Genomic DNA, 26,766 nt, shown 5'->3' with positions numbered 1-26,766 from the left:
CCGTATCGCGGCGTAACGGATGGATGGATGCTTCGTCGCTTCGCTCCTCGCAATGACGGCGGAGATGCCTTTAGGCGTTCCCCGAGCGACTGTGCCTCAAGCCGCCAATTCCACCGTCTTGAAATCCGCTGGCAGGATCACTTCCAGCAGTTCCACATCGTCGGAATAATCCATGATCAGGTGCTTGATGCGCGGCGGCTGGGTCCAGGCGCTGCCCTCTTTCATCAGCGTCTCGCCCTGCCCTTCCATGTAGGTCTTCACCCAGCCCTTGAGCACGTAGACCATCTGGAATTCGACGTCGTGGTAATGCAGCTTGGAGACTTCCGCCGGATTGCAGGGCCCCTGCAGGCGGATCACATGGGCCTGCGCCAGGCCGTGGGTCGCGTCCTTGATGCCGAGGTCGCGGTATTTTGCGTAAGTGCGCAGGCCGTCCGCCTTAAAATCCTCTTCGCGGTGATGGCTGATGGCGATGGTCTGCTTCGGCCGCGCCTTCTTGGCCGGCCTCGCCTTCGACACCCGTCCCTTGGATTTGATGGTCTTGCGGGTCGAGGATTTGGCCGCCGTCTTGTGACCCGACCATTTTTTCTTCACGGCGGGCTGTGCCGCGGGCCGTGATGTCACTTTCTTCCTGGCCATTTGTGCCTCCCTTTTCCTTATTGTTGTCGAGAGAGGCTAACACGAATTCGGTTGCATGGGTGGGCAAAGGCGCATTTGCGCCGTGCCCACCATCAAGAGCGCGATTACATTGGCAATGGTGGGCATGCGGAGCCTGTCATCGAGCGCGCATTCGCGCGACCCGGTGGCTCTGCCCACCCTACACTTCCGCGCAAGCCTCAATGCAGCTGAAACACCCCGTCGACCGCGCGCAGTTCGGTCGGCTTGATCAGCTTCGAATGGGCGACGGTCACGGAAAACAGCGGGCCATCAAGCTTTTCCTGCCAGAAAGCGAGGAAGTCCTTCAGCGCCGGGAATTTCGGAAAGAGATCGTAGTTCTGCCAGACATAGGTCTGCAGCAATGAAGGGTGATCCGGCATCCGATAAAGAATCTGCGCCGTCGTCAGCCCATACCCCAGCACCTGTTTCCGGAAGTCATCGGAAACAACACCAACCCGCGAGACCATGCGAATACCTCCATTTCTGGAGCGCATGTCGTGGTGGCCCTGCACCGAGCCACCCCTCGAAGATGCGCTCACATGAGAGAATTGTGACGCACGCTACCAACCCATCACAAGCCTAAATGTTTAATGATGTGTTGAAAATTCCAGCGTTAGCAGCAGCTTAGCGCACGTGCTAATACGGGAATCGGACGGTGACCGGCCGGTCGTTAAGCATGCCCCAGGAATTTTGGCAGAGCCGATATTTGAGTGCTAATTTTTCTGCTAAAAGCCCTTGTCCCCCAAACAAGTCTGGCCTAAATCTGCCGCAGCCGTGCTGGCACTCGCTGGTGCGGACTGCTAACAATCTAGAATTCGACAACATTTACAGACGTTTAGGAGGACTGCATGACCTTCCGTCCGCTTCACGACCGCGTCGTGGTCAAGCGCATCGACGCAGAAGAGAAGACCGCTGGCGGCATCATCATTCCGGACACTGCCAAGGAAAAGCCCTCCCAGGGCGAAGTCGTCGCCGTCGGCCCCGGCGGCCGCGACGAATCCGGCAAGCTGATCCCGATCGACCTCAAGGTCGGCGACCGCGTGCTGTTCGGCAAATGGTCGGGCACCGAGGTCAAGATCGACGGCCAGGAGCTCCTGATCATGAAGGAGTCCGACATCATGGGCGTGCTCGACGTTTCGGCCGCCAAGAAGAAGGCCGCCTAAGCCTTTTCGCCTGCAACGCTCACCCTGAGGAGCGCCGCAAGGCGCCCCCCTCCAAGGGTGAGAAACAAAGATCAACTCAGGGAAACCAAATATGTCAGCCAAAGAAGTCAAATTCGGCGTCGATGCCCGCGACCGCATGCTGCGCGGCGTCGACATCCTCGCCAATGCCGTGAAGGTCACGCTCGGTCCGAAGGGCCGCAACGTCGTCCTCGACAAGTCGTTCGGCGCTCCCCGCATCACCAAGGACGGCGTCACCGTCGCCAAGGAGATCGAGCTCGACGACAAGTTCGAGAACATGGGCGCCCAGATGGTGCGCGAAGTCGCCTCGAAATCCGCTGACGCGGCTGGCGACGGCACCACCACCGCGACCGTGCTCGCGGCTGCGATCGTCCGTGAAGGCGCCAAGTCGGTTGCCGCCGGCATGAACCCGATGGATCTGAAGCGCGGTATCGACCTGGCGGTGGAAGCCGTGGTCGCCGACCTCGAGAAGAACTCCAAGAAGGTCACCTCGAACGAGGAAATCGCCCAGGTCGGCACCATCTCGGCCAACGGCGACGCCGAAATCGGCAAGTTCCTCGCCGACGCCATGAAGAAGGTCGGCAACGAGGGCGTCATCACGGTTGAAGAAGCCAAGTCGCTCGAGACCGAACTCGACGTCGTCGAGGGCATGCAGTTCGACCGCGGCTACATCTCACCCTACTTCGTCACCAACGCCGACAAGATGCGCGTTGAGATGGAAGACGCCTACATCCTGATCAACGAGAAGAAGCTCTCCTCGCTGAACGAGCTGCTGCCGCTGCTCGAAGCCGTGGTGCAGACCGGCAAGCCGCTGGTCATCGTCGCCGAAGACGTCGAAGGCGAAGCGCTCGCCACCCTCGTCGTCAACCGTCTGCGTGGCGGCCTGAAGGTCGCGGCCGTCAAGGCTCCGGGCTTCGGCGATCGCCGCAAGGCCATGCTGCAGGACATCGCGATCCTGACCGGCGGCCAGGCGATCTCGGAAGATCTCGGCATCAAGCTCGAGAACGTCACGCTGCAGATGCTCGGCCGCGCCAAGAAGGTGATGATCGACAAGGAAAACACCACGATCGTCAACGGCGCTGGCAAGAAGGCCGACATCGAGGCCCGCGTTGCCCAGATCAAGGCGCAGATCGAGGAAACCACCTCGGACTACGACCGTGAGAAGCTGCAGGAGCGTCTGGCCAAGCTCGCGGGCGGCGTCGCGGTGATCCGCGTCGGCGGCGCGACCGAAGTCGAGGTGAAGGAGCGCAAGGATCGCGTGGATGACGCGATGCATGCGACCCGCGCGGCTGTTGAAGAAGGCATCGTGCCGGGCGGCGGCGTCGCCCTGCTCCGCGCCTCCGAGCAGCTCAAGCGCATCAAGACCGCCAACGACGACCAGAAGACCGGCGTCGAGATCGTGCGCAAGGCGCTGTCCGCGCCGGCCCGCCAGATCGCGGTCAACGCCGGTGAAGACGGCTCCGTCATCGTCGGCAAGATCCTCGAGAAGGACCAGTACAACTACGGCTTCGACTCGCAGACCGGTGAGTACGGCAACCTGGTCTCCAAGGGCATCATCGACCCGACCAAGGTGGTCCGCACCGCGATCCAGAACGCGTCCTCGGTCGCGGCTCTCCTGATCACCACCGAAGCCATGATCGCCGAACTGCCGAAGAAGAACGCTCCGGCCGGCGGGGGCATGCCCCCCGGTGGCGGCATGGGCGGCATGGACTTCTAAGGCGACGAAGTCGTCCCGGACGCGGTGCGGCGCGAAAGCGGTGCACCGTCGAACCGGGATGTCGCCCCACAAAATGCAAAACCCCGGCAGCGATGCCGGGGTTTTTGTTTGGAAACAACGATGTAAATGTTTGTCACAACACGGCGAATGCCGACGCTGGCGTTGCAACGCTACGCTGAAGAAAAGATTTGCTTCCGCTCGAGATATCCCTCTTATGCACAGCGCGGCGTAAATATACGATCGTTTGTGTTGACAATCTCAAAAAAACTTTTGGCGAGAGTCGGAATTCGAACCGACGTTTCGTTGCTCTTGGCCCAAAGTCGTATCGGGTAAGGGGCTAAATCAAAGCTCATCCAAAAATCTGATCGAACACGGAGCGTGAGCTCCGTGACGCAAGCGAGCGTCGCGGAGAATGCTTTCGCCCGGAAGGAGTAATGTTGCGTGAGTGAAAGCGAAATGAAAGCAACCGCCAACGGAACCAAAGCAAACGGGAACAATCTCTTCGGAATGCCGCTGCCGGACTTCTCCAAGATGGCGCTGCCCGGCATCGCCGGCAGCGAGCAGGTCCTCGCCCGCACACGGGAAGGCTTCGAGAAGATCAAGGCCGCCTCAGAGGAGATGACGGAAACGCTGTGCCAGACCTATTCGGGCAACGCCAGGAGCGCGACCGACTACGGGCTGAAAGTGTTTGAACTTTCAAGCGCCAATGCCGCCTCTACGCTGGATTTCATGATCGATCTCTGCGGCAGCAAGTCGGCGACCGATGTTGTCGCCTTGTCTGCGGAGCAAACGCGCAAGGCCTTCGTCGCTGCTTCCGATCAGAACAGAGAATTGTGGGCACTTGCACAGAAGCTTGCGACCGAAACGGGTGAACCGATCAGGAAGCACTTCAACAAGGTTTTCCACCAGACAGGCTAGAGAGCCCGCTCAATTCACGTCCAAGGACATTCGAGGATCCGGCCGGTTGGAACAGCCCGGCGAGCATGAGCCCCACCACCCCTGCTCGACCGAACGAGGTGCGCGATGCCCCCCAAAGTAAAGCCGCACCGACAAGGCAATCCAACCGGCCGGTGCTTTTCGACAATCTAAAGCGATCGCAGGGAGAGCGACATGGGTATGGTGATGGTCAAATGTCCCCAAACCGGACATGCGATTCCCACCGGTATCAGGACTGATCGTGAAAGCTTCGGCCGCCGCCCGGTATTCTTCTCGCGCACCCGTTGCGTGATCTGTCATACCGATCACCCGTGGTTTGCGCGCGAAGCCTGGGTCGAGGAGCCCGCCAACCGGGTTCAGCATCGTCGCGCGAGCGCCACCGCGTAGTTATTCAGGCTGATCGGATGATCATCGCGATGGAGGTCGTGCGAAACGCCTTCATATCGCATCGCGCGGTTTGACTTCAGGCAGAACGGTGGCGCGAGATTGAGCCGAATTCGACGAGAATATCTCCTCTACCTCGAGACGCATGGCGTTGTGACATTCGCAAGCCGCCGCCGCCAGCCGCCCCCGATTGATCTCGATCATGCCTCGCCGATCGGACCTGATCGCGCCCAGCGCGCGCAGATTCCGCATCACGAGCGTCACGGTCGTGCGCCGCACACCGAGCATTTGCGACAGCGCGTGCTGGGTGAGCGGGAGCGCATCATGGTCGACGCGATCGCGCAGCTGAAGCAGCCAGCGCGCCATGCGGGCTTCGACCGGGTGTAGCGCATTGCAGGCCAGACCGAGCTGGAACTGTATCAACAGCGCTTTGATGTGAGTTTGAACCATGCGCCTGATCGCCGGACTTCGGTTGAAGGCGCCGAAAAACCGCGATGCAGGAATCCGGAAGGCCGTGCCGGCGGCGCGAACGACAGCCGTAACCGCCGAAGGTGATGGCCCCAGCACCGAAAGCAGGCCGACGGCTCCCTCACGTCCAATTGCCGCGGTGGCAACCGTGTGGCCGTCCGCCATGTCGATCATCAACGTGATGGCACCGCTGTGGGGGAAGAGGACATAGTCGATATCGTCACCCGCCCGCGAAACGACCTTGTCCTGATTAAGCGCGATCACCTCAAGATCGGGTTCTAGCAGACCGAGATCCGGTGCAGGCAATGCTGCGAGAAGGCGATTGCCCATTCCGCCGCGAGGCGTCACTGCGACATACCCGCAGTGACACGTCTATGGCGCCCTCCATTCGGAGAAACGCGAAACGATCGTCTCAACATCGATTAAATTTGCTCTCTACTCACACAACACGCTGACACGCTGGCAATTCCAAACGCCCGGCTGCGCGGCAGACTTTCTGCTCCAGAGCCTAAGCAAGTTAGATGCAAATGGATCACTGGACGCAACCCGCAAATGCGCATGGGTAATACGGTAACAGTCCGTGAAGTCTGGTTCCAAATTCGGCAGGCAGCAATGGCTCTGGATCTCAGCATCTGCTTTGCGGTTCAACGGAGCTTTTGATAATCGCGGCGTAGATGCATGTCCCGCCGCGCGACTTCAAGATCCGCCGAGGACTGTGAGCGATATCGGCCCTTCGGATGATCACCCCTTTTTCTTCGAGCGATTCACCGCGCTTGCGATACCGTTTTGCGAATTCATTTGGTGCGATACCGTACCAATTAGCTTAACTTGGACCAATAAAGGAAGCCGCCGGTCCCGCGCGGGTCGGCCCTGAAAGCAGGCTTCAGAAACGGGGGAGAAGCAATCATGCGCAACATCGCTTTGGCATTCCTGTTGGCGACGGCCACCGCGCTCGCGGCACCCGTCCCCTCCTTCGCACGCGATGTCGCGATCGAGACATCCGCGTCACGGGCGGGCTTCGATCCCGCGAAGCTGAAAGCCGTCGTGACCTGGCTGAAGGAGGACGTCGACAAGGGAAGGATTCCGGGCGCGGTAGTCCTGATCGCGCGCGACGGACAAGTCATCCTTCACGAGGCTGTGGGATGGGCGGACAAGGACAAGAATGTCCCGATGCAGCGCGATTCGATCCATCCGATCGCCTCCTCGACCAAGCTGATCACGACCGTCGCCGCGCTCCGCCTGTTCGAGAAGAACCAGCTCTCCGTGATGGCGCCGATCGCGACCTATCTTCCCGAGCTGAAGGATCTCAAAGTCTCCGTCGAGAAGAAAGACGCTGGCGGCACCGCGACCACCGAGCTGGTGGCGCCCGCGCGCCAGCCGACGGTGCACGATCTGATGACGCACCGCGCCGGCTTCACCTATTCCTTTTTCCCGTCCAATCCGCTGCGCGCCAAGTACAAGGAGCTCGGCATCGATCGCGTCGACAACATGACGGCCGACGAGATGCTGCAGAAGCTCGCCACGTTGCCGCTGGCGTTCGCGCCGGGCTCGTCGTTCGAGTATTCGATTGCGACCGATCTGCTCGGCCACATTGTCGAACGCATCACCAAGAAACCGCTCGACGTCGCGCTGAAGGAGCTGGTGCTCGATCCCCTTGGGATGGGCGAGACCAGTTTCTTGGTCAAAGACGAGGACGTGCCGCGCTATGCGCGGCCCTTGTCGACCGATCCGGACCAATGGGTGTTCGACTGGCTCGACGTGACACGGCCGCCCAAGCGGTTTTCCGGCGGCGCCGGAATGGCGTCCACAACCACCGACTATTTTCGCCTGCTGCAGATGCTCGCCAACAGCGGAACGCTCGATGGCACTCGCCTGCTCTCCCCGATGACCGTGCGATGGGCGCTGAGCGATCAGATCGGCACGATGCGCGGCTTTGCACATCCAGGCGACGGTTATTCCTGGAGCCTCGTCAATCCGGTCAGGGTCAGCGCCGGCGGCGCGCCCTTCCAGGGAAGCGTCGGCGACCTGTTCTGGGGCGGCATCACGGGCCCGCGCTACTTCCTCGATCCCAAGGAAGACCTGATCGGCCTCGTCTTCGTGCAAGGCCCCTCGGTCCGCACCGCCTATCACGCCGAATTGCGCGCGATGGTCTATGGCGCAATGATTTCGAGCAAGAGCGAGAAGTAAAAAGCGACGGTGTAAGCGCGAACCCGGTAGCGCTGGCGGGTTTTTTGTTTTGGAGAGTCCCTCTCTCGTCATTACGGGGCGCGCCTCCTGGTGCGAGCCCGGAATCCATACCCACGCCGAAACATAAAAGTGAAGGGCCGCCCGTGGGCGACCCCTCGTCTCATGCGTTCTCGGCCGACTTGATGCGGACCAGCTTGCTGAGCAGCGCGTCGAGGCCCTGCCCGTCGCCTGCATGCAGGTCGATCCGGCCGACCTTCTCGACCAGCCGCTCCAGCGACTCCAGCTCCTTGAGCCGCAGCAGCAGCGGGTTTTCCTCCATCAGCTTGGCGGTGTTCAGGAGCGAACGCGTCGCCGCAGTCTCTTCCTGACGGCGGATCAGGTTCGCCTTGGCGACCCGCTCCGCCTCCACCACCTTGTTGACGAGCTCGCGGATCTCGCCGGGCAGGATCACGTCCTTGACGCCGAGCTCCGTGACCTCCACGCCGCTGTCGGCCACGCGCTCACGCACGTAGTCGCGCAGCTCCGCGTCGAGCGCCGCCTTTGCCGACAGCACCTCGTCGAGCGTGCGGCCGGCGACCGCCTCGCGGATCGCGAACTGCACCAGGCGGTACAGCCACGCATCCACGTCGGGCACCGCAGCGACCACCCGCTCGGGATCGACGATCCGGCGGAATGCCGTCAGGGTCACGCGCAGCGCGATGCGATCCTTGGTCAGCATTTCCTGCGCGGTGATCTCGACCGCCTGCGGACGCAGATCGAGGCGCTTGACCTCGATCTTGCGGCCGGCGATCCAGAACGCGTGCCGTCCGGGCGCGAGCCGCTCTACCAGCCGGCCCTCGACATAGAGCAGACCGGCTTCGTGGTTCTCGACCACCGCCTCCGTCACGATGGTCGGACGGTTGCGCTCGATCATCGCCAGATGACGCTCGGTCACCCTGGGATCGCGGCTCACATCGATGCGCTCGACATCAACAGAGGTCGCAACCTTCCAATAGACGCGCGCCTGCCAGGGCGTCATCAGGTGCACGGGACGGCCGTCGAGGCTGACGATGGCGATCTCGTTCGCCTTCGTCTCCACCGCCTCGAACAGCTCGGCAGCGAGATCAGGCTGCGCGGCCTTCAGCACCGCGTAACGCTCCGCGGGGAATTCGGTACGCACGACGTTGAAGATCTCCGCCGCCAACTGGCGCCGCAAATCGAACAGAAGGTGACGGCCAGGTTCGAGCACGCGCTCGAGCCTGCCGTTACGCGTCAGCAACGCGCGCTCGCCATCCTTCACCGTCAGCGTCTTCATCAGCAAATGCCAGGTCACGGCACGCCTCCATGGTTTGCGCTCCGGCCCTGAAGGGGTCGAAGTGCGGGTTTCGTTTTGCAAAGGACGTGAGGACGCGGACGACGCTTCCTGAAAGCTCGGCGGGCCGGGTTTGAGCTTGTGCGATGACGGGCGCACGCGGTCGATCGCACGACCTGCGCCGCGCTGCCAACACGTTGCCACCCGGCATCAACGCAAGCGGTATCCACCGCGGCGCAAAGCCGGTCTCACAGTGTCTTAAGTTCGGACGAAAAGCCTTTCGGCGATGCGGCCGGACTGCGACTGAAGCGCGCGTCCGGTCCCCTTCAGAGGTATCAGCTTATCAGGCTGAAACGGAGCGCTGGAACGGGATTCGAACCCGTGACAGGATGATTCACATTCATCTGCTCTACCAACTGAGCTATCCCTTGTGGTGTGATAGACCGGAATCGAACCGGCGACCTTCGGGTCACCCCGACGCTCTGCCGCTGAGCTACTATCGCGTCTTCACCCGGCGGAACACGAAACCGAAGACCGGCCCGCGCCAGTCGGGATCACAACGAGCCCGAACCGATGGCCAAAGCGAAGGAGCGCGGACATAAAGGAACCAGCGCGAGATTGCAAGAGCACCGGGCAATTTTTTTCATGATCGAAGATACGCTATATAGACAGCATCACAGCGTTAACGAACTTCGTTGGGTGGGCAAAGGAGCGCAAGCGACGTGCCCACCATTCCATCGGCGGGCGCTTCCAAATGGTGGGCACGCTTTCGCTTTGCCCACCCTACGCGCCACGTACTTGAAAGTCGCCTACTGAAATGCGACTTCCGCAAAACTTCTGAGCTTGCGCGAATGAAGCCGTTCGGATTCCTGGTGCTTGAGCCGTTCGAGCGCCTTCAGGCCGATCTCCAGATGCTGGCCGACACGCCGGCGGTAGAATTCGCTGGCCATGCCGGCGAGCTTGATCTCGCCATGCAGCGGCTTGTCGGAGACGCACAGCAATGTGCCGTAGGGCACGCGGAAGCGATAACCGTTGGCGGCGATCGCCGCGGACTCCATGTCGAGCGCGACAGCGCGCGATTGCGACAACCGCCTGATGACCGACGGGCCGCTGATTTCCCAATTTCTGTTGTCGACGCTTGCGACCGTCCCGGTGCGCATCACCCGCTTGAGCTCGAAGCCGGTCAGCCCGGTGACCTCGCCGACCGCCTCCTCGAGCGCCACCTGCATCTCGGCGAGCGCCGGGATCGGGACCCAGAGCGGCAGCTCGTGATCAAGCACGTGATCCTCGCGGACGTAGCCATGCGCGAGCACGTAGTCGCCGAGCCGCTGCGTATTCCGAAGGCCGGCGCAATGCCCCACCATCAGCCAGGCATGTGACCGCAGCACCGCGACGTGGTCGGTGACGTTGCGCGCATTGGACGGACCGGTGCCGATGTTGATCAGGGTGATGCCGCGATAGCCGGGCTCGACGAGATGAAAGGCAGGCATCTGGGGGCTACGCTCGAGCGCCGTCCCGGTCGTGCCGCCGCCAAGCCGCGCATTGCGCGTGATGGTATTGCCGGGTGCAACAAACGCCTCGGGGCCGACGTCGCCCGATGCGAGCCGTTGCTGGCACAGCTGCACGAAGGCATCGACATAGAACTGGTAGTTCGTGAAGATCACGAAATTCTGGAAATGCTCGGGATCGGTGCCGGTGTAGTGATAAAGCCGGCGCAGCGAGTAATCGACCCGCGCCGCACGAAACAGCGACAGCGGTTCGGGTGCGCCGGGGGGCAGCTCGAACGTGCCGTCGACGATCGCATCGTCCATCGCGCCAAGGTCGGGCGTATCGAACACGTCGCGCAGCGTTCGCGTAAAGGCCGAGCTATCGGCAATCGTCAACGCCGCCTCGATGTTGATGTCGCGCCGATAGGCGAAATGAATCGGAATAGGTTCGTTCGACTCGCCGATTTCGACCGGCACGCCGTGGTTCTTCACCAAGAGCTCGATCTGCTCGGTGAGGTAGGTGCGGAAAATATCCGGGCGCGTCACGCTGGTCTCGTGCATTCCTGGCCCCGCGACAAAGCCGTAAGCGAGGCGCGAATCGAGCCGCGCATGGGTCGCGGTCGTCATCCGCACGAACGGATAGCAGGCGCGCACCCGCGTCGCGAACGTCCCGCCATTGACATAGGCTTCGAACCGGTCGCGAAGGAAGCGGGTGTTGCGCTCATAGATCTCTTCGATCCGGGCAACGGCCGCGCCGGCATCGACGAAGGCTTCGCTCGCGATGTGCGGTGGAGTTTCGACGAGCATTGCGGAACACATGTCGTTTCCCGCCAGATTGGTTGCCAGCGCGAAAGACTCACTCTGGATCAACAAATATAACCACAATCGCCTCTCGTGCCAGAGACGTCTGCCCTTACTGGACCTTCGCCAGCACCGCGAGGCGGCGGATACCCTTGTTCTTGTAGGCGTCGAGGAAGGCGTAATAGTCCTTGAAGGAGACGCAGCCGTTGGATTGTCCGCTCGGCCCGAGCATGTAGGTGTGGGCGAGCAGTCCGTCGCGGTTGAAGATCTTGTCCTGGCCGCCGATCGGCGTCAGCCGCAGCGCCGGCACGCCGTGAAACAGCGCTTCGCGCGGCTTCAGTTCGTAGATGTGCGGCGGCGTCACGCCCTGCATCCGCACATGCGCGGAGCGAACGTCGTCCATCCTGGAGCCGAGGCCGGAATGCGCCTCCAGCCTTGTGCCGTCGGGCAGATAGACCATCTTCGCGGAAATGTCGTAGACCGCGGTCTGCCGATCATAGGGCGGCGAGCCGCCGAGCATCGGATTCTGGCTGCGCGTATCGATGATGCTGCCGGTGACGCTGGCGTCGGCCGAGGCATAGGCGAGCAGCGAGTTCGCCGGCTGCTTGCCCCACAGCTTCTCGACCATGTTCGTTCTATCGCTCGAGCCGATCGACATGACCGCCGCCTTGGCGCGTTGCGCCATGTCGCGGAAGGAGTTGCCGGACGGTTTCGCCGGCTCCTGCGGGGCCGCGGCCGGTACATTGAGCGCGAGCTGAGTCGCGGGCGCCGCAGTTTTCGGCTTCGGCGTTTCCGCGCGCTTGGGCGCCTCGACGGCCTTCGGCGCTGCAGCCGGCGGCGATGCTTCGGCCAGTTTCGTCGTTTCGACGGGTCTTGCTTCGCCAGCGCGCGACGGCTCGCCTTGCGCGGCTGCGGCAGCGAATCTCTCGTTGAACATCAGCGAGCTCGCGACGTTCTCCGGCGCCGGCATCACCAGCGGGCGCTGCTCGAGCGAGGCGAATATTTCGTTGAAGGCCGGCTGCACCGTGCGGGCGGCGATCGTCGTAGTGTTGCTGGCGGCGGGCGCCTCATAGGCGGCGCTGCTCACCGACGGATAGATGCTGGCGCCGATCACGTTGGTGTAAACGGTCCAGGCGCAACCCAGCACGAGGCCGCTGACCGCGACACCGCCGAGGAAATATTGGGGAATAGCTTTACGAGAGGATTTCCTGCGGTTGTGGGCCGCAGGGCCGAACGCACGCGTACGCTTACTCATTCACACAACGCCCAGAACAATTCCACCAAGTCCCCCTTTGATGCCGCGTCCCGACGGGTCCCATGCAGCATCTCGCAGAGGCACAGAGCGTCATTAAGGCGAATTTTAGTTAAATCAGGCTTAAACGCGGGCGGAACTAAGGCGGGTTCAAATAGCTGGAACTATTGGGGAAATTATCCCCGCAATACTCCGGAAAATGGGCGCGATCAGGGCTATCCGGCGTCGAGTTACGCCGGATGTCCCATATCGGACCAAGTTCGGCCTCAATCCTTGAACGGGTCGAATTCGTTTTCGCCGGCCATCGCCACCGCGAACGGCCGCAGCGTGTGCTGCACCCGGATCGAACCGGCGTGTTCAGCCAACACCTCCGGCAGCCGGCGATAGGCCATCGGGCTTTCGTCGAGGTCGGCCCCTACGAGCGTGACGCCGTGCCATTGCAGCCACGCGTCCATCTCGGCCCGCGTGAACCGACGCTTGGCCTCCTTGCGGCCGAACAAACGGCCGGCGCCGTGCACGGTCGAATAGAGCGAAGCTTTCGCTTCCTCGCTGTCGACGCCTTCGACGATCACGGCGTCGTCGCCCATCGATCCGCCGATGAAGCCGCGCTGGCCGGGAAATGCCGGCGTGGCGCCCTTGCGCACCACCCACAGATCCTTGGCCCATGCATCGCCGCGATGTAGCGCCGCCCGATCTCGCTGTCCTCGCCGATCACGGCCGGCGGCACGTTCATGCCGTCCTTGCCGCCCGCGCCTTGAGGTAGCGGGTCGCGCTGGTGTGGCCGAGGCCGCGGCTGCCGAAGTGGACGCCGATCCAGACAAAGCCCTCCTCGTCGCGGAGCAGGTCGACATAGTGGTTGCCCGACCCGACGGTGCCGAGCTGCGAGACCGCCTTCTGCCGATAGGCGTTCATGTCGGATTCGCGGCATGCGTCGGCGTCGTCGAACAGCGCATGCTCGACGCGCTCGTCATTGCTGCGGCCCACGCCGAACGAGATCACGTTGTGCACGTCCTTGATGATGGTACTGACGTTGTTTTCGATCTGGTTAAACGTTGTATCGAGGCGCACGGCCATGTTGCCGCAGCCGATGTCGTAGCCAACGCCGGAGATGCTGATCTGCTTCTCATAGGCAATCACGCGGCCGACCGGCTGGGCATAGCCGAGATGGCCGTCCGCGCAAATCACGCCGGCAACCGCATTGCCGACCGACATGCAGTTGCGCATCTGCGCAATCGTTGCGTCCTCGTGCGTGCCAAAAATCTTCAGCGGGCTGTTCTGGTATTGCGCCGCCTGCGGCTTGCTGGCGATGTCGCCGGCAACCGCCTCCGCATCGCGTGCAAGCTTTTCCTTACGCGCGGCATCGCGAAACAGGCACCAAGTCGGCATCGACCGCTGGCCGGGACGGTCGATCTTGGCGTCAGGGTTGAGCCCAGCCTCAACGGCCAAAGCCCGGGCGCGCTCCTGGTAGTGATCGGATCGCATCTCGTTCTCCTTCACAAGCAACACGATACACCGAAGTCCGTTCGGAACTTTCGGTTCGTCCCATGTCAGTCGCAACATTGGGACGGTCGGGTTTGCTGGCAGGGATGAACAATCTGCGATTATGAGCCTCCACGGGTTGCCGGCGCTAGTAGTTCAGGCGCGGATACCAATCCTTGCCGCGCCCTTCCGGCGTGGTGTCGAGGATGGTCCATAGCGGATCGAAATCGGGCGCACCGCGCGGGTCCTGTCCTGGATCGGCGGTCGATGCTCCCATTTCGCCCGACCAGAAATGCCGAGTGGTGCCATCGTGCCGCGTGAACACATTGTAGCCCGGCACGTCGGCATCCGCCGCGCTGACATAGTCGCGCGTGTAGTCGCCCAACATATCCGAATAGATCCGGTGCTGCGTCCAGCCGCGCGCCTTCTTCGCCTCGATGAGCCGCGCGATGGGCGAGCGCGCCACGAAGACGAAGGCGATGCGCTGCTCAAGGTCGGGCAACTTTCCTTGCCAAGTGCTCATGAAGGACGTGCACATCGGGCATGGCTGCTCGCGCTGCGGACCGAACATGTAACTGTAGATTACCAGCGTCTGCTTGTTGCCGAACAGGTCCGACAACGTCGCCTTGCCGCCCTCGCCTTCGAATTCATAATTCTTCGTCACCGCGCCGCCCGGCGGCAGCGCGCGGCGCAATGCGGCGACGCGTTCGATGTGACGGCGCAGCTCGATCTCTTCCGTCAGCAGCTGCTCGCGGGCGTGGCGATACTCGGCGCTCTCGTTGGGAAAGCGCACGGCGTTTGCGCGTGCGAGTTCGGCGGCGGGCTTCAGGGTGGAACCGGGCATGGGAACGTCTCCTGTTGCGTTTGGATGATTGGAAGACGTTTCAACCCCGGCTTCGCCGACAGCAGCGGCGGGTAAAAATCCGGTGTTAAACCCGCGGCTTCACGCTGTTTTGGCAATGTTTGGGCCTGCTTTCTCGCATTGCAGCCATCGCCGAACCTTAATCGCTGCCCGCAGACACATTAACGCCGGCCATTGGCTTTGCGCTGGAGAATGGTGCGTGATACGGTGCCGTATCACGCCCTTCTTCGCTGTATTCGTCCGTACCCAGGGGAGCTGCCATGAGAATAACGCTGGCACGCGCCGGATCCATTGCCTTCGCGGGCACCCTGCTGCTGCTGCTCGCCGGGGCTGCGGCGGCGCAGCCGGCAATATCAGGCTGCACGTCCACGCCGACGGCACAGGGAACCCAAACCCTGCGGTGTGAAGCAGCTATCACAATCGTGGCCGAGAGCGGTGCTAAGTTCGAGCTCAGGGACCGCAACCGCGACGGCCATGTCGATTCCGTCGAGCTCAGCAGCAAGGCCCTGTTGCTCGAGGTGCCGAAAAAGCCGGGCCGCGCGCGGTTCAATGTGACGACGCCGCAGGCGATTGCCGCGGTGCGCGGCACCAAATGGGCTGTCGATGCCGAGAGCGGAAAAACATCCGTCTTCGTCGTCGACGGCCGCGTGAGCGTCGCGCGCTCAGCCGGCCGCGGCAGTGTCGTGCTCGGCCCCGGCGAAGGCGTCGACGTCGAGACCTCAGGCGATCTGGTCGTCAAACGCTGGGGCGCGGCGCGCGTTGCGGCACTGATGGCAAGATTAGGACAATAGAAAAGAAACGACGCGAATGAGCCACCGACGTCTTCATATTCTGGTTGCGTTGCTCTGCACGGGATTATGGGCGGGCGCGATATGGCTCGGCCATTCGAACGGCTATTTGCGTTTTCTCGACCGGCTCGAAACGGCACTGACCGACGTGCGAACATTGATGCGCGGCGTGAAGACGCCGCCGGACCTCGTCACCGTCGTTGCGATTGACGACAGCATCGTCAAGCTCGCCGGCGCCTACCCGCTGCCGCGCGCAGAGATCGCCGGGATCGTCGAGGCGATCGCACGGCTGGAGCCGAAGGTCATTGCCGTCGACTTGCTGCTGATCGACAAGGGTCCCGCCGAAGGCGATGCGGCGCTGGCGAAATCTTTCGCGGCCGGCCCGACCGTGCTCGCGGCGGCGGCCGTATTCCCGAACACCGTCCAACCGCCGGCAGAGAGCGACGGGCCGCTGGCCGGCCTGCCGAAGGCCAGCCGCTTCCTGCTGCCGCTGCCGGCCTTTACCGAACGCGCGGAAGTCGGCATCGCCAATGTGGCGACGGGCCAGACCGGCACGCCATTGTCGGTACCGATGCTATTCCGGACGCGCGAAAACATCGAATTGTCGTTTCCGCTCCGCGTCGCCTCGATCGCGATCGGCGAGAAACTGACGATCGAGCCCGACCGCCTCAGATTCGGCGACCGGCCGATCGCGACGGCTGCCGACTATGCGCTGCCGATTTCCTATTACGGTCCGCGCCACACCATTCGCACGATCAGCGCTGCAAACCTGATCGACGGCCACGTCGACAAGGAAGCCATTCAAGGCAAGATCGTCGTCCTCGGCGCCACCGCGACCGGCGCCGGCGACTTTTTTCCGACGCCGTTCGACTCGCTGATGCCGGGCGTGGAAATCATCGCAACAGCGATCACGCATCTGCTGGCGGCTGACGGCGTCGTGCGCGACCGCCTGGTTCGCATCATCGAAGCCGTGACGACGATCCTGCTGCCGATGCTGCTGGTCGGACTATTGGCCTGGCGGCGAAATGCCGTCGGTCTGTTCGCGGTGAGCGCGGTGCTGCTGGCATGGGCGGCCGCAAATGCGATCGCCTTTGCGCACGGCCTGTGGTTCAACGCCGCAACGACCATCGCCGCCGCCGCGCCGCCGCTGATGCTGTTCGGCGGCATCCAGCTCTGGTCGGGCCGGCGCAGCGCGCAGCACCTGGCCGCACAAAACAGGCTGCTCGAGCAATTCCATACGCCGGGCCTGCAGCAATGGCTGACGCGCGACCCCGATTTCCTGCTGGCGCCGGTCAGGCAGAACGCCGCCGTCGTGTTCGTCGATCTGTCCGGCTTTACCTCGCTCAGCGAAACGCTCGATCCCGACGCCACGCGCGGACTGCTGCAGGAGTTTCACGCCCTGGTGGACAAGGAAGTGATACGATGCGGCGGCGTCATCACGAGCTTCCTCGGCGACGGCGCCATGATCCTGTTCGGCCTGCCGGCGGCAGCGGCAGATGATGCGGCGCGCGCCGCGCAATGTTCGATCGCGCTCTGCGTCAAGACCGAACGCTGGATTGCGGCGTTGCCGCCGCAAATCTCGCCCCGCATCGGCTTCAAGATCGGTGCGCATTTCGGGCCGATCGTCGCCTCCCGCCTCGGCGGCCGCAACCACCAGCACATCACCGCGACCGGCGACACCGTGAACGTGGCGAGCCGGCTGATGGAAGTGGCGGCGCGACATGATGTCCGGCTGGCGCTGAGCGATACGCTTCGCAGCGCGGCCGAACGCATCGGCGCGCGGCTGAAGACCGGCAGCCTGACCGGCCCCGTCGAGGCGCAGATTCGCGGCAGATCCGGCTCGCTCGCGGTCTGGCTGTGGCGGAACGAACATCCGACGGTCAACCAGCACACGCGATCCAACGCTGCCGAGTGAACCGGCTCTGCCGCCTACTGCATTTCCGGCGGCGACGTGCGATCGAACACGTCGCCCTTCGGCCCGCGCAGAAGATGCAGCGCATAGGTCTCGATCACGAGCGGGCCGCGCCTGCGCTCGACCTCGCCGATCTTCTCGACGCTTGCGAACGCGCCACTCATCTCATCCGCGCCCGGGAAAACCTCGCGCACATACAGGAGTGGGCCGGCAAGCTGCGCCGCGTCAGGCTCGGGCATGTTGACCCAGCGGATGCGCTGGCTCTGCTGCGCGACGCATGTGCCCTTCGGCAAATGGAAGGCGAGCCAGCCGGTGGTGCCGTAATCCGAAGCCAGCACGCAGGTCGCGCCTGTTCGCGCCCTCACCGCCTCGATCGCGGCGGCCGTTTCGCGCCAGCCGATGCCGATGCTGCGCACGGTGGCGTCGCGGCGATAGTCCGACAGCAGCCCGGTGTCGGCCTGCACGACCAAAGCCACGAACATTACGATGCCGCCAGGTGCCGCCCAGCGCCGGCAGAAATCGGCCACGCGCTGCCAGCGCGGCTCCCATTGCACCAGATGCGCCGCAACCGCCGCGGCGATCGCAAACGCCGGATAGACCGGCGCGAACCAGTTGGCCTCGACGCGGGCATGCAGCGAATGCCAGATGAAATAGGCGACGATGATCCAGAACATCGTATTCACAAGCGCCCGCGCCGGCAGCGCACCGGCGCGGCGGCGGAGCAGCGCATAGAGCCCCATCGTGCCGAGCATCCAGACCAGCGGCGTCGCAAAGGCGATCTGCGTTGGGATCAGTTCGGCAATGTAGATCGGGCGGAATTCCTCGATCCGCGCCCGCCCCATCTGCTTGATGAAGGAAACCCAATGATGATCGGCATTCCAGAGAATGACCGGCGCAAACAACAGCAGCGCGACGAGCCCGCCGAGATAGAGCCAGGGCGAGATCAGCCAATGCCGCAGCTTGGGGACCGCGATCAGCCAGATCAGGATGGCGGGTCCGAAGAACAGCGCGGTGTATTTCGACAATAGCGCGCAGCCGGCGGCGGCGCCGACCGCAAGCCACCACACGCCCCGGCCGCTCTGCAGCACCTTGGCGAGCGAAAACAAAAGCAGGCTGGAAGCGACCAGGAGCGGCGCATCCGGCGTCACGATCATGGTGCCGACCGCAGCCATCAGCGTGATGTTGAGCAGGATCGCCGACGAGGCCGCGACGCGGCGGCTGCCGAACAGAATGGCGGCGGACTGATAGATCGCCCAGCTCATCGGCAGCGCCAGCAGGATCGATACCAGCCGCACCCCGAACTCGGTATCGCCGGCGATCATGGTGCCGAACCGGATCACGACGGCGACCATCGGCGGATGATCGTAGTAGCCGCCGGCCAGATGCTTCGACCACATCCAGTAATAGGCTTCGTCGAAGGTGATCGGGGTGAACCAGGCTGCGATCAGGCGCAGCGCCACGAGCGCAAGGATTGCCAGACTCGTATTAAGGGCTACCCGCGCCTCGTTCGAGGTCATTTTGAAGCCTTCTCACCCTCACATGTCATCCCCCCGAAAGCGGGGATCCAGTACGCCGGGAAGACTGTGATCAGATCGAACGGCCGCGGCGTACTGGATCGCCCGGTCAAGCCGGGCGACGACAGCGGAATGGAAGGCGCGCGCCTCATCCCATCATCCCTCACCCGAACCTTCGCTTGAAAGCGCCACGGGCTATCGCTTGCGCCAGACGAACAGGCCTGACATCGCGTAATTCCAAACCACGCCCATCAGGGCGCCGGCAAGCCCGGCGAGCCACCAGATCGGCTCCTGGTCGAAGACCGCGAAGGCGACGCCGACATTGGCGAGGAGACCGACGCCGCAAACCAGATAGAACAGCAACAAGCCGCGCAGGATCGCAAATCCCTTCAGCCGCTGGTCGCGATAGGTCAGGAAATTGTTCAGGATGAAATTGCTGGTCATGGCGACCAGCGCGCCGGCGGCCTGCGCCTCGGCAAACGGGGCCCTGAAGATTTCATGGGCGATGAACAGCGCCACCAGATGCACCACAAGGCCAGTGCCGCCGACCATCGCGAACAACAGGAAGCGCAGCGACACCACGTCGTGCGTCAGCTTGGCGAGCACCAGGCCGAGGAAGTCCAGCGCCACCATGGAATCGAGCTTGCTCTCGCCGTGCTGGCGCGAGCCGAAGGTGTAGGGAATTTCGACGGTCTTGAGCTTGCCTTGCGCGGTTGCGATGACGTCGAGCAGGATCTTGAAGCCCTGCGTCGAGAGCTGCGGCGCCAGTTGCTCGAAACGGTCGCGCCGGATCATGAAGAAGCCGCTCATGGGATCGGCGATCTCGACCTTCAGCGCGCGCTTGGCGACCTCGGTCGCAAGCTGGCTGGCCCCTGCCCGCTGCTTGTTGAAACTGTCGGCGCTGCCGCCCTCGATGTACCGGCTGCCGACCACGAGTTGGGCCTCGCCGCTGCGCAGCAGCGCAACCATTTTCGGCAACTGTGTCTCGTCATGCTGCAGGTCGGCATCAATCACCGCCGCATAGGGCGCGCTGGAGGCCAAAATGCCTTCGATGCAGGCCCCCGACAGCCCACGCCGTCCGATCCTTCGGATGCAGCGGACGCGGGAATCCTTCCGGGCCAGCCCGCGCACCACATCCCACGTGCCATCAGGGGAATTGTCGTCGACAAAGACCACTTCCCAGGCGATGCCGGCCAGCGTCGCCTCCAGCCGCCGGTACAGCACGGTGACGTTGTCACGCTCGTTGAAGGTCGGGACAACGACCGACAGCTCAGGCAAACCGGCCTGCGACGGGGCCTCAAGGCCCGGTTTGATGGCTTGATTCATGACCGGCAGCGTATATCTGCAGCCGGTTGACATGCCAAGGCGAGCCTCAAGAACGAGGTGACCAGACGGTGAAAAACGGGGCGAAATCGATCCGGCAGCTGTACGGCGGCGGCGAATCAGTGCCCGTCCCAGAATCGGATCCGGGCGCCTGCGTTGCTTGAAAATGCTCTGAAAATGCCAACGACCACGAACAGAGGCGCGCGTACATCCGGCGCAGCCCGGCTATTCATGGTCGTCCCAGCGCCGGAGCTTTTTACGCGTCAACGTCGCCGTTAAAAGCTAGATAGGAACGCCCCGCGCATTCCGCAAGAGGGCCGGCTAATTCGGCACCTCGCGAATCACCGGCCCGCGCGGGGCTGGTGCCGCGGGAACCGGCTGCGCTGGCGCGGCTTGCTGGAGGCTGGCCGGCTTGGCGGGCTTTCCATACTGGCCGATCGGCCCGTAAGCGATTGCCACCACCATCACAATCGACGCGACGATGGCTCCCAACAGACCAGCGACTGATTGCGAATTCATACCCTTTATCCCTACTTGACCGGGAACTGTTATCACGGAAAAACCGCGGCGAGGAATAGTCCCAGTGTGAATCGGCGGTAAAATCGGCGGGTAAATGCCGGCGTTCAAAATCTCACCACGCGAGTGCCGCGCAAGCGACAAGCAAGAACCGCGATTCCAGCGCAAACATGGCGGAGTCTCGACCTTTAATTTGATAGGGAATAGGGGAAAGCAATGTCGACGACAGATGACACCAAAGCGGCCGGCAAATCCGGGCGGCGCAAGGGCAAAGGCAAGAAGAAGCCGGACGCCCGCCAGAACCCGGCACCGGTCGAGTTGCAGACCCCGGAACCTGTCGAGCCACAAAGCCCGGACCTGAGCCTGCAACCGCAGCCGGAGCAATCTGTCGTCGAAAGCCCGCCGACGGATCAGGCGCCGCTCGTTGCCGAGCCGGCCGAAGCTGTCACCGCCGAGCGGGTCGAAGCGGTCCGCGCCGCGCCCGAGCCCGAGCCTGCCCCCGCTGCTTCGGCCCCCTCGGACGCCGAGCCCTCGTCAGCCGAGCGCGCGCCGGCCGCATCTGCGTCAGCCGAGCCTGCGCCGGTGAGCCTGCAGACGATCGCGAATGCCTACCGCGACTACACCCGAAAATCCTTCGAGGAGTTCGGCTCGTTCGTCGAACAGCTCAGCGGCGCGCGCTCGCTCGACAAGGCGATGACGGTTCAGACTGAATTCGTGAAACGAGCCTACGAGACCTCGGTCGCCGAGTCGCAGAAGATCTGCGAACTCCACACCCGGCTTGCAAAGCAGACCCTCGATCCCTTCAAGAGACTCGCGGGCAAGGCACCGCCAACGCAGGGCAAGCGCTGAGATCCCGGCCGGTTTGGCAAGGCCACGAGATCAGAGGCTCCGGTTTTCCGGAGCCTCTTTTTTTTTGGCAATCATGCCTGCGACGCTTGGCGCTGGCTTCGCTTCGAGGCAGGTCCAGCGCCGCGCATGTAATGCCGCTCCGGCCGGTAGCGCCCGGCCCAGGCCCGCATGATCGCCCGGGTGATAGTCGATATCCAGTGCATGATGGTCATCGATTGATCCTTCCGTCCTGCAACGCTGCAATTCACGCGCCAAGCTGGCCGGTGAGCCGCTGGTGAAACGAAGAGCTGCGCTGATCTAGCCCGGTGAAAGTGACGGTCGCGCCATGCTCGCGATACTTGTTCTCGATCGAATCGAGCGCCGCCACGCTCGATGCGTCCCAGATCTGGGAGTGGGTCAGATCGATCAGGACCCGCTTGGGATCCTCGCCATAGGAGAACCGCTCCACCAGGTCATTGCTGCTTCCGAAGAACAGCGGCCCATGGACGCTGTAGCGCACCGATGCGCCGTCCGCGCTCACGGCGCGCTCGGCGCGGATGACATGGGCGACGCGCCGCGCGAACAGCACCATCGCCAGCAGCACGCCAATCGCGATGCCGACCGCGAGGTTGCCGGTGACAACGGTAACGATGACCGTCATCACCATGACCGTGGTTTCCGGTATGGGCATGCGCTTGAAGGTCGCCAGGCTGAGGCTGTGCCAGTCGATGGTCTTGAGCGCGGCGATCATCATGACGGCGGCGAGCGCCACCATCGGGATCTGCGCCATTAAATCGCTCAAGCCCGTCACCAGCACCAGCAGCACGATGGCGGCGACCGCGGTCGATATGCGGGTACGGCCCTGCCCGATCTTCACGTTGACCACGGTCTGCGCGATCATCGCACAGCCGCCGATGCCGCCATAGAAGCCGGCGGCGATATTGGCGACACCAAGCGCCCAGGATTCCTTGCCCTTGTGCGAGCGCGTGTCGGTGAGATCGTCGACCAGCTTGGCAGTCAAGAGCGTCTCGAGCAGGCCGACAAAGGCAACGCTGATCGCGGTCGGCCAGATGATGCGCAACGTGTTGAGGTCGAGCGGGACCGCGAATGCGGTGATTCCGGGCAGCCCCGGCGCCATAGCGCCCTCGCCGCCGACATTGGGGACGGCCAGATGCCCCATGATCACGATCGCGGTCACCACGATGATGGCGACCAGCGGCGCCGGCACGGCGGTCGTCACGCGAGGCATCACCAGCACGATCGCGATCGTCAGTGCGAACAAGGGATAGACGAGCCAGGGCACGTTGAAGACATGCGGCAATTGCGCAGCGAAGATCAAAATGCCGAGCGCATTGACGAAGCCGATCATCACCGAACGCGGGATGAAGCGCATCAGCCGCGCCAGCCCGGCAACGCCGAAGGCGATCTGGATGACGCCTGCCAGCAAAATCGTTGGCAGGATGTAGCCGACGCCGTGCACCTTCACCATCGGCCCGATCACCAGTGCGATCGAGCCGGCGGCGGCGGTCACCATGGCGGGCCTGCCGCCGAGCACGGACATCACGAGACACAACACGATAGAAGCTACCAATGCCACTTTGGGATCGACGCCCGAGACGAAGGAGAACGAAATCACCTCCGGAATCAGCGCCAGCGCCGTGATGATACCGGCGAGCGATTCGCGAACAACCAGATTTGGCGCGCGGAGTACCGAAAGGATCGAAGGTGTGTCTTCGAAGTCGGATTGTGGTGCAGCGGGGCTGGCGACTTGCATGATATTCCAGAATGTTGGCGGTTCAGTCCCGTTCGGCGGAATTCACGCGCCGGGCGGTTTGCGCAGGATGCAGCGGAAGCCGATGTGGCAGGTTGAGGAGTCGACCGTTTCGCCCTGCCGGGCCGACGGCCGGTAGCGCAGGCAGTAATTGGGGGCACAAAGATGCGAGCCGCCCTTCACCACGCGGCGCGTCGAGCGGTCGTCGCCGGCATTCGGGTGGCAGCAGGATTGTGGCGGCTGGTCGGGCGCCGCGTCATAGAGGCTAGTCGTCCATTCCCAGACATTGCCGACCATGTCGAACAGGCCGTAGCCGTTGGCCGGAAACGCATCGACCGGCGAGGTCCCCTCATATCCGTCCTCGGCGAGGTTTTCGTGGGGGAAACGGCCCTGCCAGGTATTGGCGAGAAACCGCCCTTCTGGATTGGCGGCGTCGCCCCATGGATAGGCCTTGCCTTCGAGGCCGCCGCGCGCGGCAAATTCCCATTCGGCCTCGGTCGGCAATTCCTTGCCGCGCCATGTCGCGTAGGCGAGCGCGTCCTCATAGGCGACATGCACGACGGGATGATCGTCGCGGCCGGCGATCGAACTCGCAGGTCCCTCCGGATGCCGCCAGTCCGCGCCTGGCCGGTACTCCCACCAGGCGAGATTGTTACGCAGGCTGACCGGGCCATCCGGTTTGATGAACACCAGCGAGCCCGGCACCAGCAACGCCGGGTCCGCGTCCGGATACATCGCTGCATCCGGCGCACGTTCGGAATAGGTGACGTAGCCCGTCGCCTCGACGAATTTCCTGAACTCGGCATTGGTGACGGGATGGATGTCCATCCAGAAGCCTTCGACGAAGGCCGGACGAACCGGGCGTTCCTCCCGATAGAAGCTGTTGGAGCCCATCAGGAAGTTTCCGCCCGGAATCCAGTTCATGAATTCCGGCTTGACCGCTTCGGGCGCATGGCCCGCCTTGGCCTTGCCGGAGAGAGCGCAGCAGCTCTCTCCCCGGCGATGGCCGGCTGCACCCAGCGCGATCGTTTCCGCTCTCGTCGGTGCAGTCATCGCGGTCAGGCCTTCGCGTGGCGCTTGGGCACGAAATCGAGCGGAGCGCCCGGCGGAATCAATTCCTCCTTCTTGGCACTCTCCTCGAATTCCCTGATGACGCGCTGGGCATGCTGCATCACCCACCAGCGCACATAGCGCTGGTTGACGGCCTCACGCTCCTTGGGGTCTTCCTGCAGATGCGTGATGCGGGCAAAGCCGAGCGGCAACTCCGGATCGTGGAAATGCTGCTGCCGCTTGAAGTTGATCTTGAAGTCCTTCCACTTCACGGCGTGCAGTTCGTCCTTCAGCCAGACGATGCAGGACTCGCGGTTGGAGGCTTTCTGATGGCCCATGAAGAACGGGCTCTGGTCGACGCCGTCGATCAGGCGATCGGCGGGCTTCTCGCAGCCGGTCATCGAGAGCAGCGTGGTGAACATATCGGTGACATGCACCATCTCGTTGCTTTCGATGCCTGCCGGAATACGGCCCGGCCAGCGGATCAGCAGCGGCGTGCGGATGCCGCCTTCAGCCGAGCTGAAATAGGAGCCGTCGAAGAAGCCGCCGGTGCCACGGCCGGCGAGATGATCCTCGGCGCCGTTGTCGCCGCACATCACGACGATGGTGTTGTCGGCGACGCCGAGTTCATCGAGCTTGTCGAGCAGCACGCCGAAATCATGGTCGAGCATCAAGAGGCAGTCGCCCCAATCGCCATTGGTGCTCTTGCCGACGAATTCGTCACGCGGGCTCATCGGGAAGTGCATCAGCGAGTGGTTGAAATAACAGTAGAACGGCTTGTCCGCCTTGACCGACTTCTCCATGAACTTGATGGCGCGCTTCTGATACTCGAGGTCGCAGGTCTTCTTGGTCTCCATGGTGAGCTGCTCTTCCATGATCGGCCAGGCGCCCTTGCCCTTCACGCCCTCATGCATGTGCGAGAAGCCGTCGCGCTCCGCCACGTAATGCGGGTCGGTCAGCCACATGCATTCGTCATAGGTGCGCAGCGGGCCGTACCATTCGTCGAAGCCGTGATCGGTCGGGAACCGGCCGTCTTCGGCGCCGATGTGCCACTTGCCGTAGATCGAGGTGGCGTAGCCGGATTCTGACAGGATCGCGCCGATGGTGCGCTCCCACTTGACGATGCCGCCGCCATTGCCGCCGAGCGCGATCGTGTGGTTGCCCGAGCGGATCGGGAAGCGGCCGGTCATCAGCGCCGAGCGGGTCGGCGTGCACTGCGGCTCGACGACGTAATGCGTCAGCTTGACGCCTTGCTTGGCGAACGCATCCATGCGCTTGGTATCGGCGCCGCGCAGAATGCCGCCGCCGTAACAGCCGAGCTCGCCCATGCCGAGGTTGTCGACGTGAAAAAACAGTATGTTGGGTCTCTTTGCCATTTAATTCTCCGATCCTGACGCAAGGCGCGGGTCATCGTTGACGCGCACGCCTGTTCGCGTCTCCTTGGTTACTGTGATTGATTGCTATCTCGCGCCTGTGCGGCCGCGACGTTCAAACGGATGTCAGAAGATTTCGCCTACTCCTTTCGGTCCCACTTTCATCCCGAAGCCTGAAAGGCCTCGATCCTTGATTTCAGGCGCCATGGCGGCCAGCGACTCCTCGCGGATCAGCCCCTTGAGCTCCTGCACCAGGTTCATGAATTCCGGCGTATCGGTCATTTCTGCCGTGCGCGGGCGCGGCAGCGGCACCTTGATCTCCGCCTTGATGCGGCCCGGCCGCGCCGTCATGACGTAGATGCGGTCGGAAAGAAAAATCGACTCCTCGATGTCGTGGGTGATGAACAGCACCGAGATCTTGAACTGCTGCCAGATGTTGGTCAGGATTTCCTGCATCACGACGCGGGTCTGCGTGTCGAGCGCGCCGAACGGCTCGTCCATCAGCAAGACCTGGGGACTGGTCGCCAGCGCGCGGACGATGCCGATGCGCTGCTTCATGCCGCCGGAGAGCTGATCCGGATAATGGTTCTCGAATGACCGCAGCCCGGCGAGATCGAGCAGCGCCCGCGCGGTCGTGTTGCGCTTGCCTTGTTCGACGCCGGCCATCTTCAGGCCGAACTCGACGTTCTTGCGAACCGACAGCCACGGAAACAGCGAATATTGCTGAAACACCACGCCGCGGTCGGAGCCCGGCTTCGTGATCGCCCTGCCGTCGAGCTTGGCTTCGCCGCGCGTCGGCTTGACGAAGCCGGCGACAATGCTGAGCAGGGTCGACTTGCCGCAGCCGGAGGGGCCGATCAGCGAGACGAACTCGCCGGGCTGGACGTTGAGCGACACGCTGTCGACGGCCACGACCTTGTTGTCGTTGGCGCCGAACGTCACGCCCATGTCGCGAACGTCGATGAAACCCTTTTGAGCTTCGGCCGCCATTG

24 protein-coding genes and 2 tRNA genes are annotated in these 26,766 nt (G+C 63.1%); 8 read left to right on the top strand and 18 right to left on the bottom strand.

Annotated features, from left to right (window positions below; translation table 11 throughout):
* Positions 1 to 96 precede the first annotated feature (96 nt).
* Complete coding sequence (locus tag RX331_RS14510; RefSeq protein ID WP_317257195.1) at positions 97 to 636, bottom strand: cupin domain-containing protein; 540 nt, start codon at positions 634 to 636, stop codon at positions 97 to 99.
* A gap of 197 nt (positions 637 to 833) precedes the next feature.
* Positions 834 to 1,121 carry an usg protein gene (locus RX331_RS14505; protein WP_317257194.1) on the bottom strand — a complete coding sequence of 96 codons (288 nt, stop codon included), beginning with the start codon at positions 1,119 to 1,121 and terminating at the stop codon, positions 834 to 836.
* A gap of 381 nt (positions 1,122 to 1,502) precedes the next feature.
* On the opposite strand from RX331_RS14505, the gene groES reads away from it, so the two are divergent.
* From groES to RX331_RS14485, 4 genes are all read left to right on the top strand, one after another.
* A complete protein-coding gene (groES, locus tag RX331_RS14500; RefSeq protein WP_317257193.1) occupies positions 1,503 to 1,817 on the top strand; it encodes a co-chaperone GroES in 315 nt (104 codons plus the stop codon).
* Between the two features lie 91 nt (positions 1,818 to 1,908).
* On the top strand, positions 1,909 to 3,552 hold the full coding sequence (groL, locus tag RX331_RS14495; RefSeq protein WP_317257192.1) for a chaperonin GroEL: 1,644 nt from the start codon (positions 1,909 to 1,911) through the stop codon (positions 3,550 to 3,552).
* 441 nt (positions 3,553 to 3,993) lie between these two features.
* A complete protein-coding gene (locus RX331_RS14490; protein ID WP_317257191.1) occupies positions 3,994 to 4,470 on the top strand; it encodes a phasin family protein in 477 nt (158 codons plus the stop codon).
* A gap of 192 nt (positions 4,471 to 4,662) precedes the next feature.
* A complete protein-coding gene (locus RX331_RS14485) occupies positions 4,663 to 4,875 on the top strand; it encodes a hypothetical protein (protein ID WP_317257190.1) in 213 nt (70 codons plus the stop codon).
* A gap of 51 nt (positions 4,876 to 4,926) precedes the next feature.
* Here RX331_RS14485 and RX331_RS14480 read toward each other — a convergent pair whose 3' ends face one another.
* Positions 4,927 to 5,670 carry a Crp/Fnr family transcriptional regulator gene (locus tag RX331_RS14480; RefSeq protein ID WP_317257189.1) on the bottom strand — a complete coding sequence of 248 codons (744 nt, stop codon included), beginning with the start codon at positions 5,668 to 5,670 and terminating at the stop codon, positions 4,927 to 4,929.
* A 576-nt stretch (positions 5,671 to 6,246) separates the two neighbouring features.
* On the opposite strand from RX331_RS14480, the gene RX331_RS14475 reads away from it, so the two are divergent.
* Positions 6,247 to 7,527 carry a serine hydrolase domain-containing protein gene (locus tag RX331_RS14475; protein ID WP_317257188.1) on the top strand — a complete coding sequence of 427 codons (1,281 nt, stop codon included), beginning with the start codon at positions 6,247 to 6,249 and terminating at the stop codon, positions 7,525 to 7,527.
* A gap of 160 nt (positions 7,528 to 7,687) precedes the next feature.
* Here the strand turns inward: RX331_RS14475 and RX331_RS14470 are convergent, their stop codons facing one another.
* The 8 genes from RX331_RS14470 to RX331_RS14435 all read right to left on the bottom strand — a co-directional run bounded on the left by RX331_RS14470 (position 7,688) and on the right by RX331_RS14435 (position 14,681).
* Positions 7,688 to 8,821 (bottom strand): slipin family protein, encoded by a 1,134-nt coding sequence (locus RX331_RS14470; RefSeq protein WP_410708278.1) that lies wholly within the window; start codon positions 8,819 to 8,821, stop codon positions 7,688 to 7,690.
* Between the two features lie 359 nt (positions 8,822 to 9,180).
* Positions 9,181 to 9,245 (bottom strand) — tRNA-His (locus RX331_RS14465).
* Positions 9,246 to 9,249: 4 nt separating this feature from the next.
* Positions 9,250 to 9,321, bottom strand: a tRNA-OTHER gene (locus RX331_RS14460).
* 306 nt (positions 9,322 to 9,627) lie between these two features.
* The gene (locus RX331_RS14455; protein ID WP_410708204.1) at positions 9,628 to 11,124 is read right to left on the bottom strand and encodes an AMP nucleosidase; all 1,497 of its coding nucleotides are present in this window, start codon (positions 11,122 to 11,124) and stop codon (positions 9,628 to 9,630) included.
* A gap of 94 nt (positions 11,125 to 11,218) precedes the next feature.
* Positions 11,219 to 12,361, bottom strand: a complete 1,143-nt coding sequence (locus RX331_RS14450) for a DUF2778 domain-containing protein (protein ID WP_317257186.1) — start codon at positions 12,359 to 12,361, stop codon at positions 11,219 to 11,221.
* A gap of 263 nt (positions 12,362 to 12,624) precedes the next feature.
* The gene (locus RX331_RS14445) at positions 12,625 to 13,005 is read right to left on the bottom strand and encodes an RtcB family protein (RefSeq protein ID WP_317257185.1); all 381 of its coding nucleotides are present in this window, start codon (positions 13,003 to 13,005) and stop codon (positions 12,625 to 12,627) included.
* Between the two features lie 82 nt (positions 13,006 to 13,087).
* Positions 13,088 to 13,840: an RtcB family protein gene (locus RX331_RS14440; protein ID WP_317257184.1), complete on the bottom strand. Its 753-nt coding sequence runs from the start codon at positions 13,838 to 13,840 to the stop codon at positions 13,088 to 13,090.
* A gap of 145 nt (positions 13,841 to 13,985) precedes the next feature.
* On the bottom strand, positions 13,986 to 14,681 hold the full coding sequence (locus RX331_RS14435; RefSeq protein WP_317257183.1) for a DUF899 family protein: 696 nt from the start codon (positions 14,679 to 14,681) through the stop codon (positions 13,986 to 13,988).
* Positions 14,682 to 14,959: 278 nt separating this feature from the next.
* Between RX331_RS14435 and RX331_RS14430 the strand changes: the two genes are divergently transcribed.
* Both RX331_RS14430 and RX331_RS14425 read left to right on the top strand, forming a co-directional pair.
* A complete protein-coding gene (locus tag RX331_RS14430; RefSeq protein ID WP_317257182.1) occupies positions 14,960 to 15,490 on the top strand; it encodes a FecR domain-containing protein in 531 nt (176 codons plus the stop codon).
* Positions 15,491 to 15,506: 16 nt separating this feature from the next.
* On the top strand, positions 15,507 to 17,402 hold the full coding sequence (locus RX331_RS14425) for an adenylate/guanylate cyclase domain-containing protein (protein ID WP_317257181.1): 1,896 nt from the start codon (positions 15,507 to 15,509) through the stop codon (positions 17,400 to 17,402).
* A 14-nt stretch (positions 17,403 to 17,416) separates the two neighbouring features.
* On the opposite strand, the gene RX331_RS14420 is transcribed toward RX331_RS14425, so the two are convergent.
* The 3 genes from RX331_RS14420 to RX331_RS14410 all read right to left on the bottom strand — a co-directional run bounded on the left by RX331_RS14420 (position 17,417) and on the right by RX331_RS14410 (position 20,755).
* On the bottom strand, positions 17,417 to 18,916 hold the full coding sequence (locus tag RX331_RS14420) for a glycosyltransferase family 39 protein (protein WP_317257180.1): 1,500 nt from the start codon (positions 18,914 to 18,916) through the stop codon (positions 17,417 to 17,419).
* A gap of 192 nt (positions 18,917 to 19,108) precedes the next feature.
* A complete protein-coding gene (locus RX331_RS14415; protein WP_317257179.1) occupies positions 19,109 to 20,239 on the bottom strand; it encodes a glycosyltransferase family 2 protein in 1,131 nt (376 codons plus the stop codon).
* A gap of 318 nt (positions 20,240 to 20,557) precedes the next feature.
* A complete protein-coding gene (locus tag RX331_RS14410) occupies positions 20,558 to 20,755 on the bottom strand; it encodes a hypothetical protein (RefSeq protein ID WP_317257178.1) in 198 nt (65 codons plus the stop codon).
* Between the two features lie 213 nt (positions 20,756 to 20,968).
* Between RX331_RS14410 and RX331_RS38795 the strand changes: the two genes are divergently transcribed.
* The gene (locus tag RX331_RS38795) at positions 20,969 to 21,601 is read left to right on the top strand and encodes a phasin family protein (RefSeq protein ID WP_410708203.1); all 633 of its coding nucleotides are present in this window, start codon (positions 20,969 to 20,971) and stop codon (positions 21,599 to 21,601) included.
* Between the two features lie 244 nt (positions 21,602 to 21,845).
* Here RX331_RS38795 and RX331_RS14400 read toward each other — a convergent pair whose 3' ends face one another.
* The 4 genes from RX331_RS14400 to RX331_RS14385 all read right to left on the bottom strand — a co-directional run bounded on the left by RX331_RS14400 (position 21,846) and on the right by RX331_RS14385 (position 26,764).
* Positions 21,846 to 23,354, bottom strand: a complete 1,509-nt coding sequence (locus tag RX331_RS14400; protein WP_317257177.1) for a SulP family inorganic anion transporter — start codon at positions 23,352 to 23,354, stop codon at positions 21,846 to 21,848.
* Between the two features lie 42 nt (positions 23,355 to 23,396).
* Positions 23,397 to 24,275 (bottom strand): formylglycine-generating enzyme family protein, encoded by an 879-nt coding sequence (locus tag RX331_RS14395; RefSeq protein ID WP_317258129.1) that lies wholly within the window; start codon positions 24,273 to 24,275, stop codon positions 23,397 to 23,399.
* A 134-nt stretch (positions 24,276 to 24,409) separates the two neighbouring features.
* The gene (locus RX331_RS14390) at positions 24,410 to 25,777 is read right to left on the bottom strand and encodes an arylsulfatase (RefSeq protein WP_317257176.1); all 1,368 of its coding nucleotides are present in this window, start codon (positions 25,775 to 25,777) and stop codon (positions 24,410 to 24,412) included.
* A 123-nt stretch (positions 25,778 to 25,900) separates the two neighbouring features.
* The gene (locus tag RX331_RS14385) at positions 25,901 to 26,764 is read right to left on the bottom strand and encodes an ABC transporter ATP-binding protein (RefSeq protein ID WP_317258128.1); all 864 of its coding nucleotides are present in this window, start codon (positions 26,762 to 26,764) and stop codon (positions 25,901 to 25,903) included.
* Positions 26,765 to 26,766 lie beyond the last annotated feature (2 nt).

Source organism: Bradyrhizobium sp. BWA-3-5, from assembly GCF_032917985.1.
In the GTDB taxonomy this organism is placed as follows: domain Bacteria; phylum Pseudomonadota; class Alphaproteobacteria; order Rhizobiales; family Xanthobacteraceae; genus Bradyrhizobium.
The sequence above is the reverse complement of the archived record's forward strand: the minus strand, read 5'-3'. Positions and strand labels throughout refer to the sequence as shown.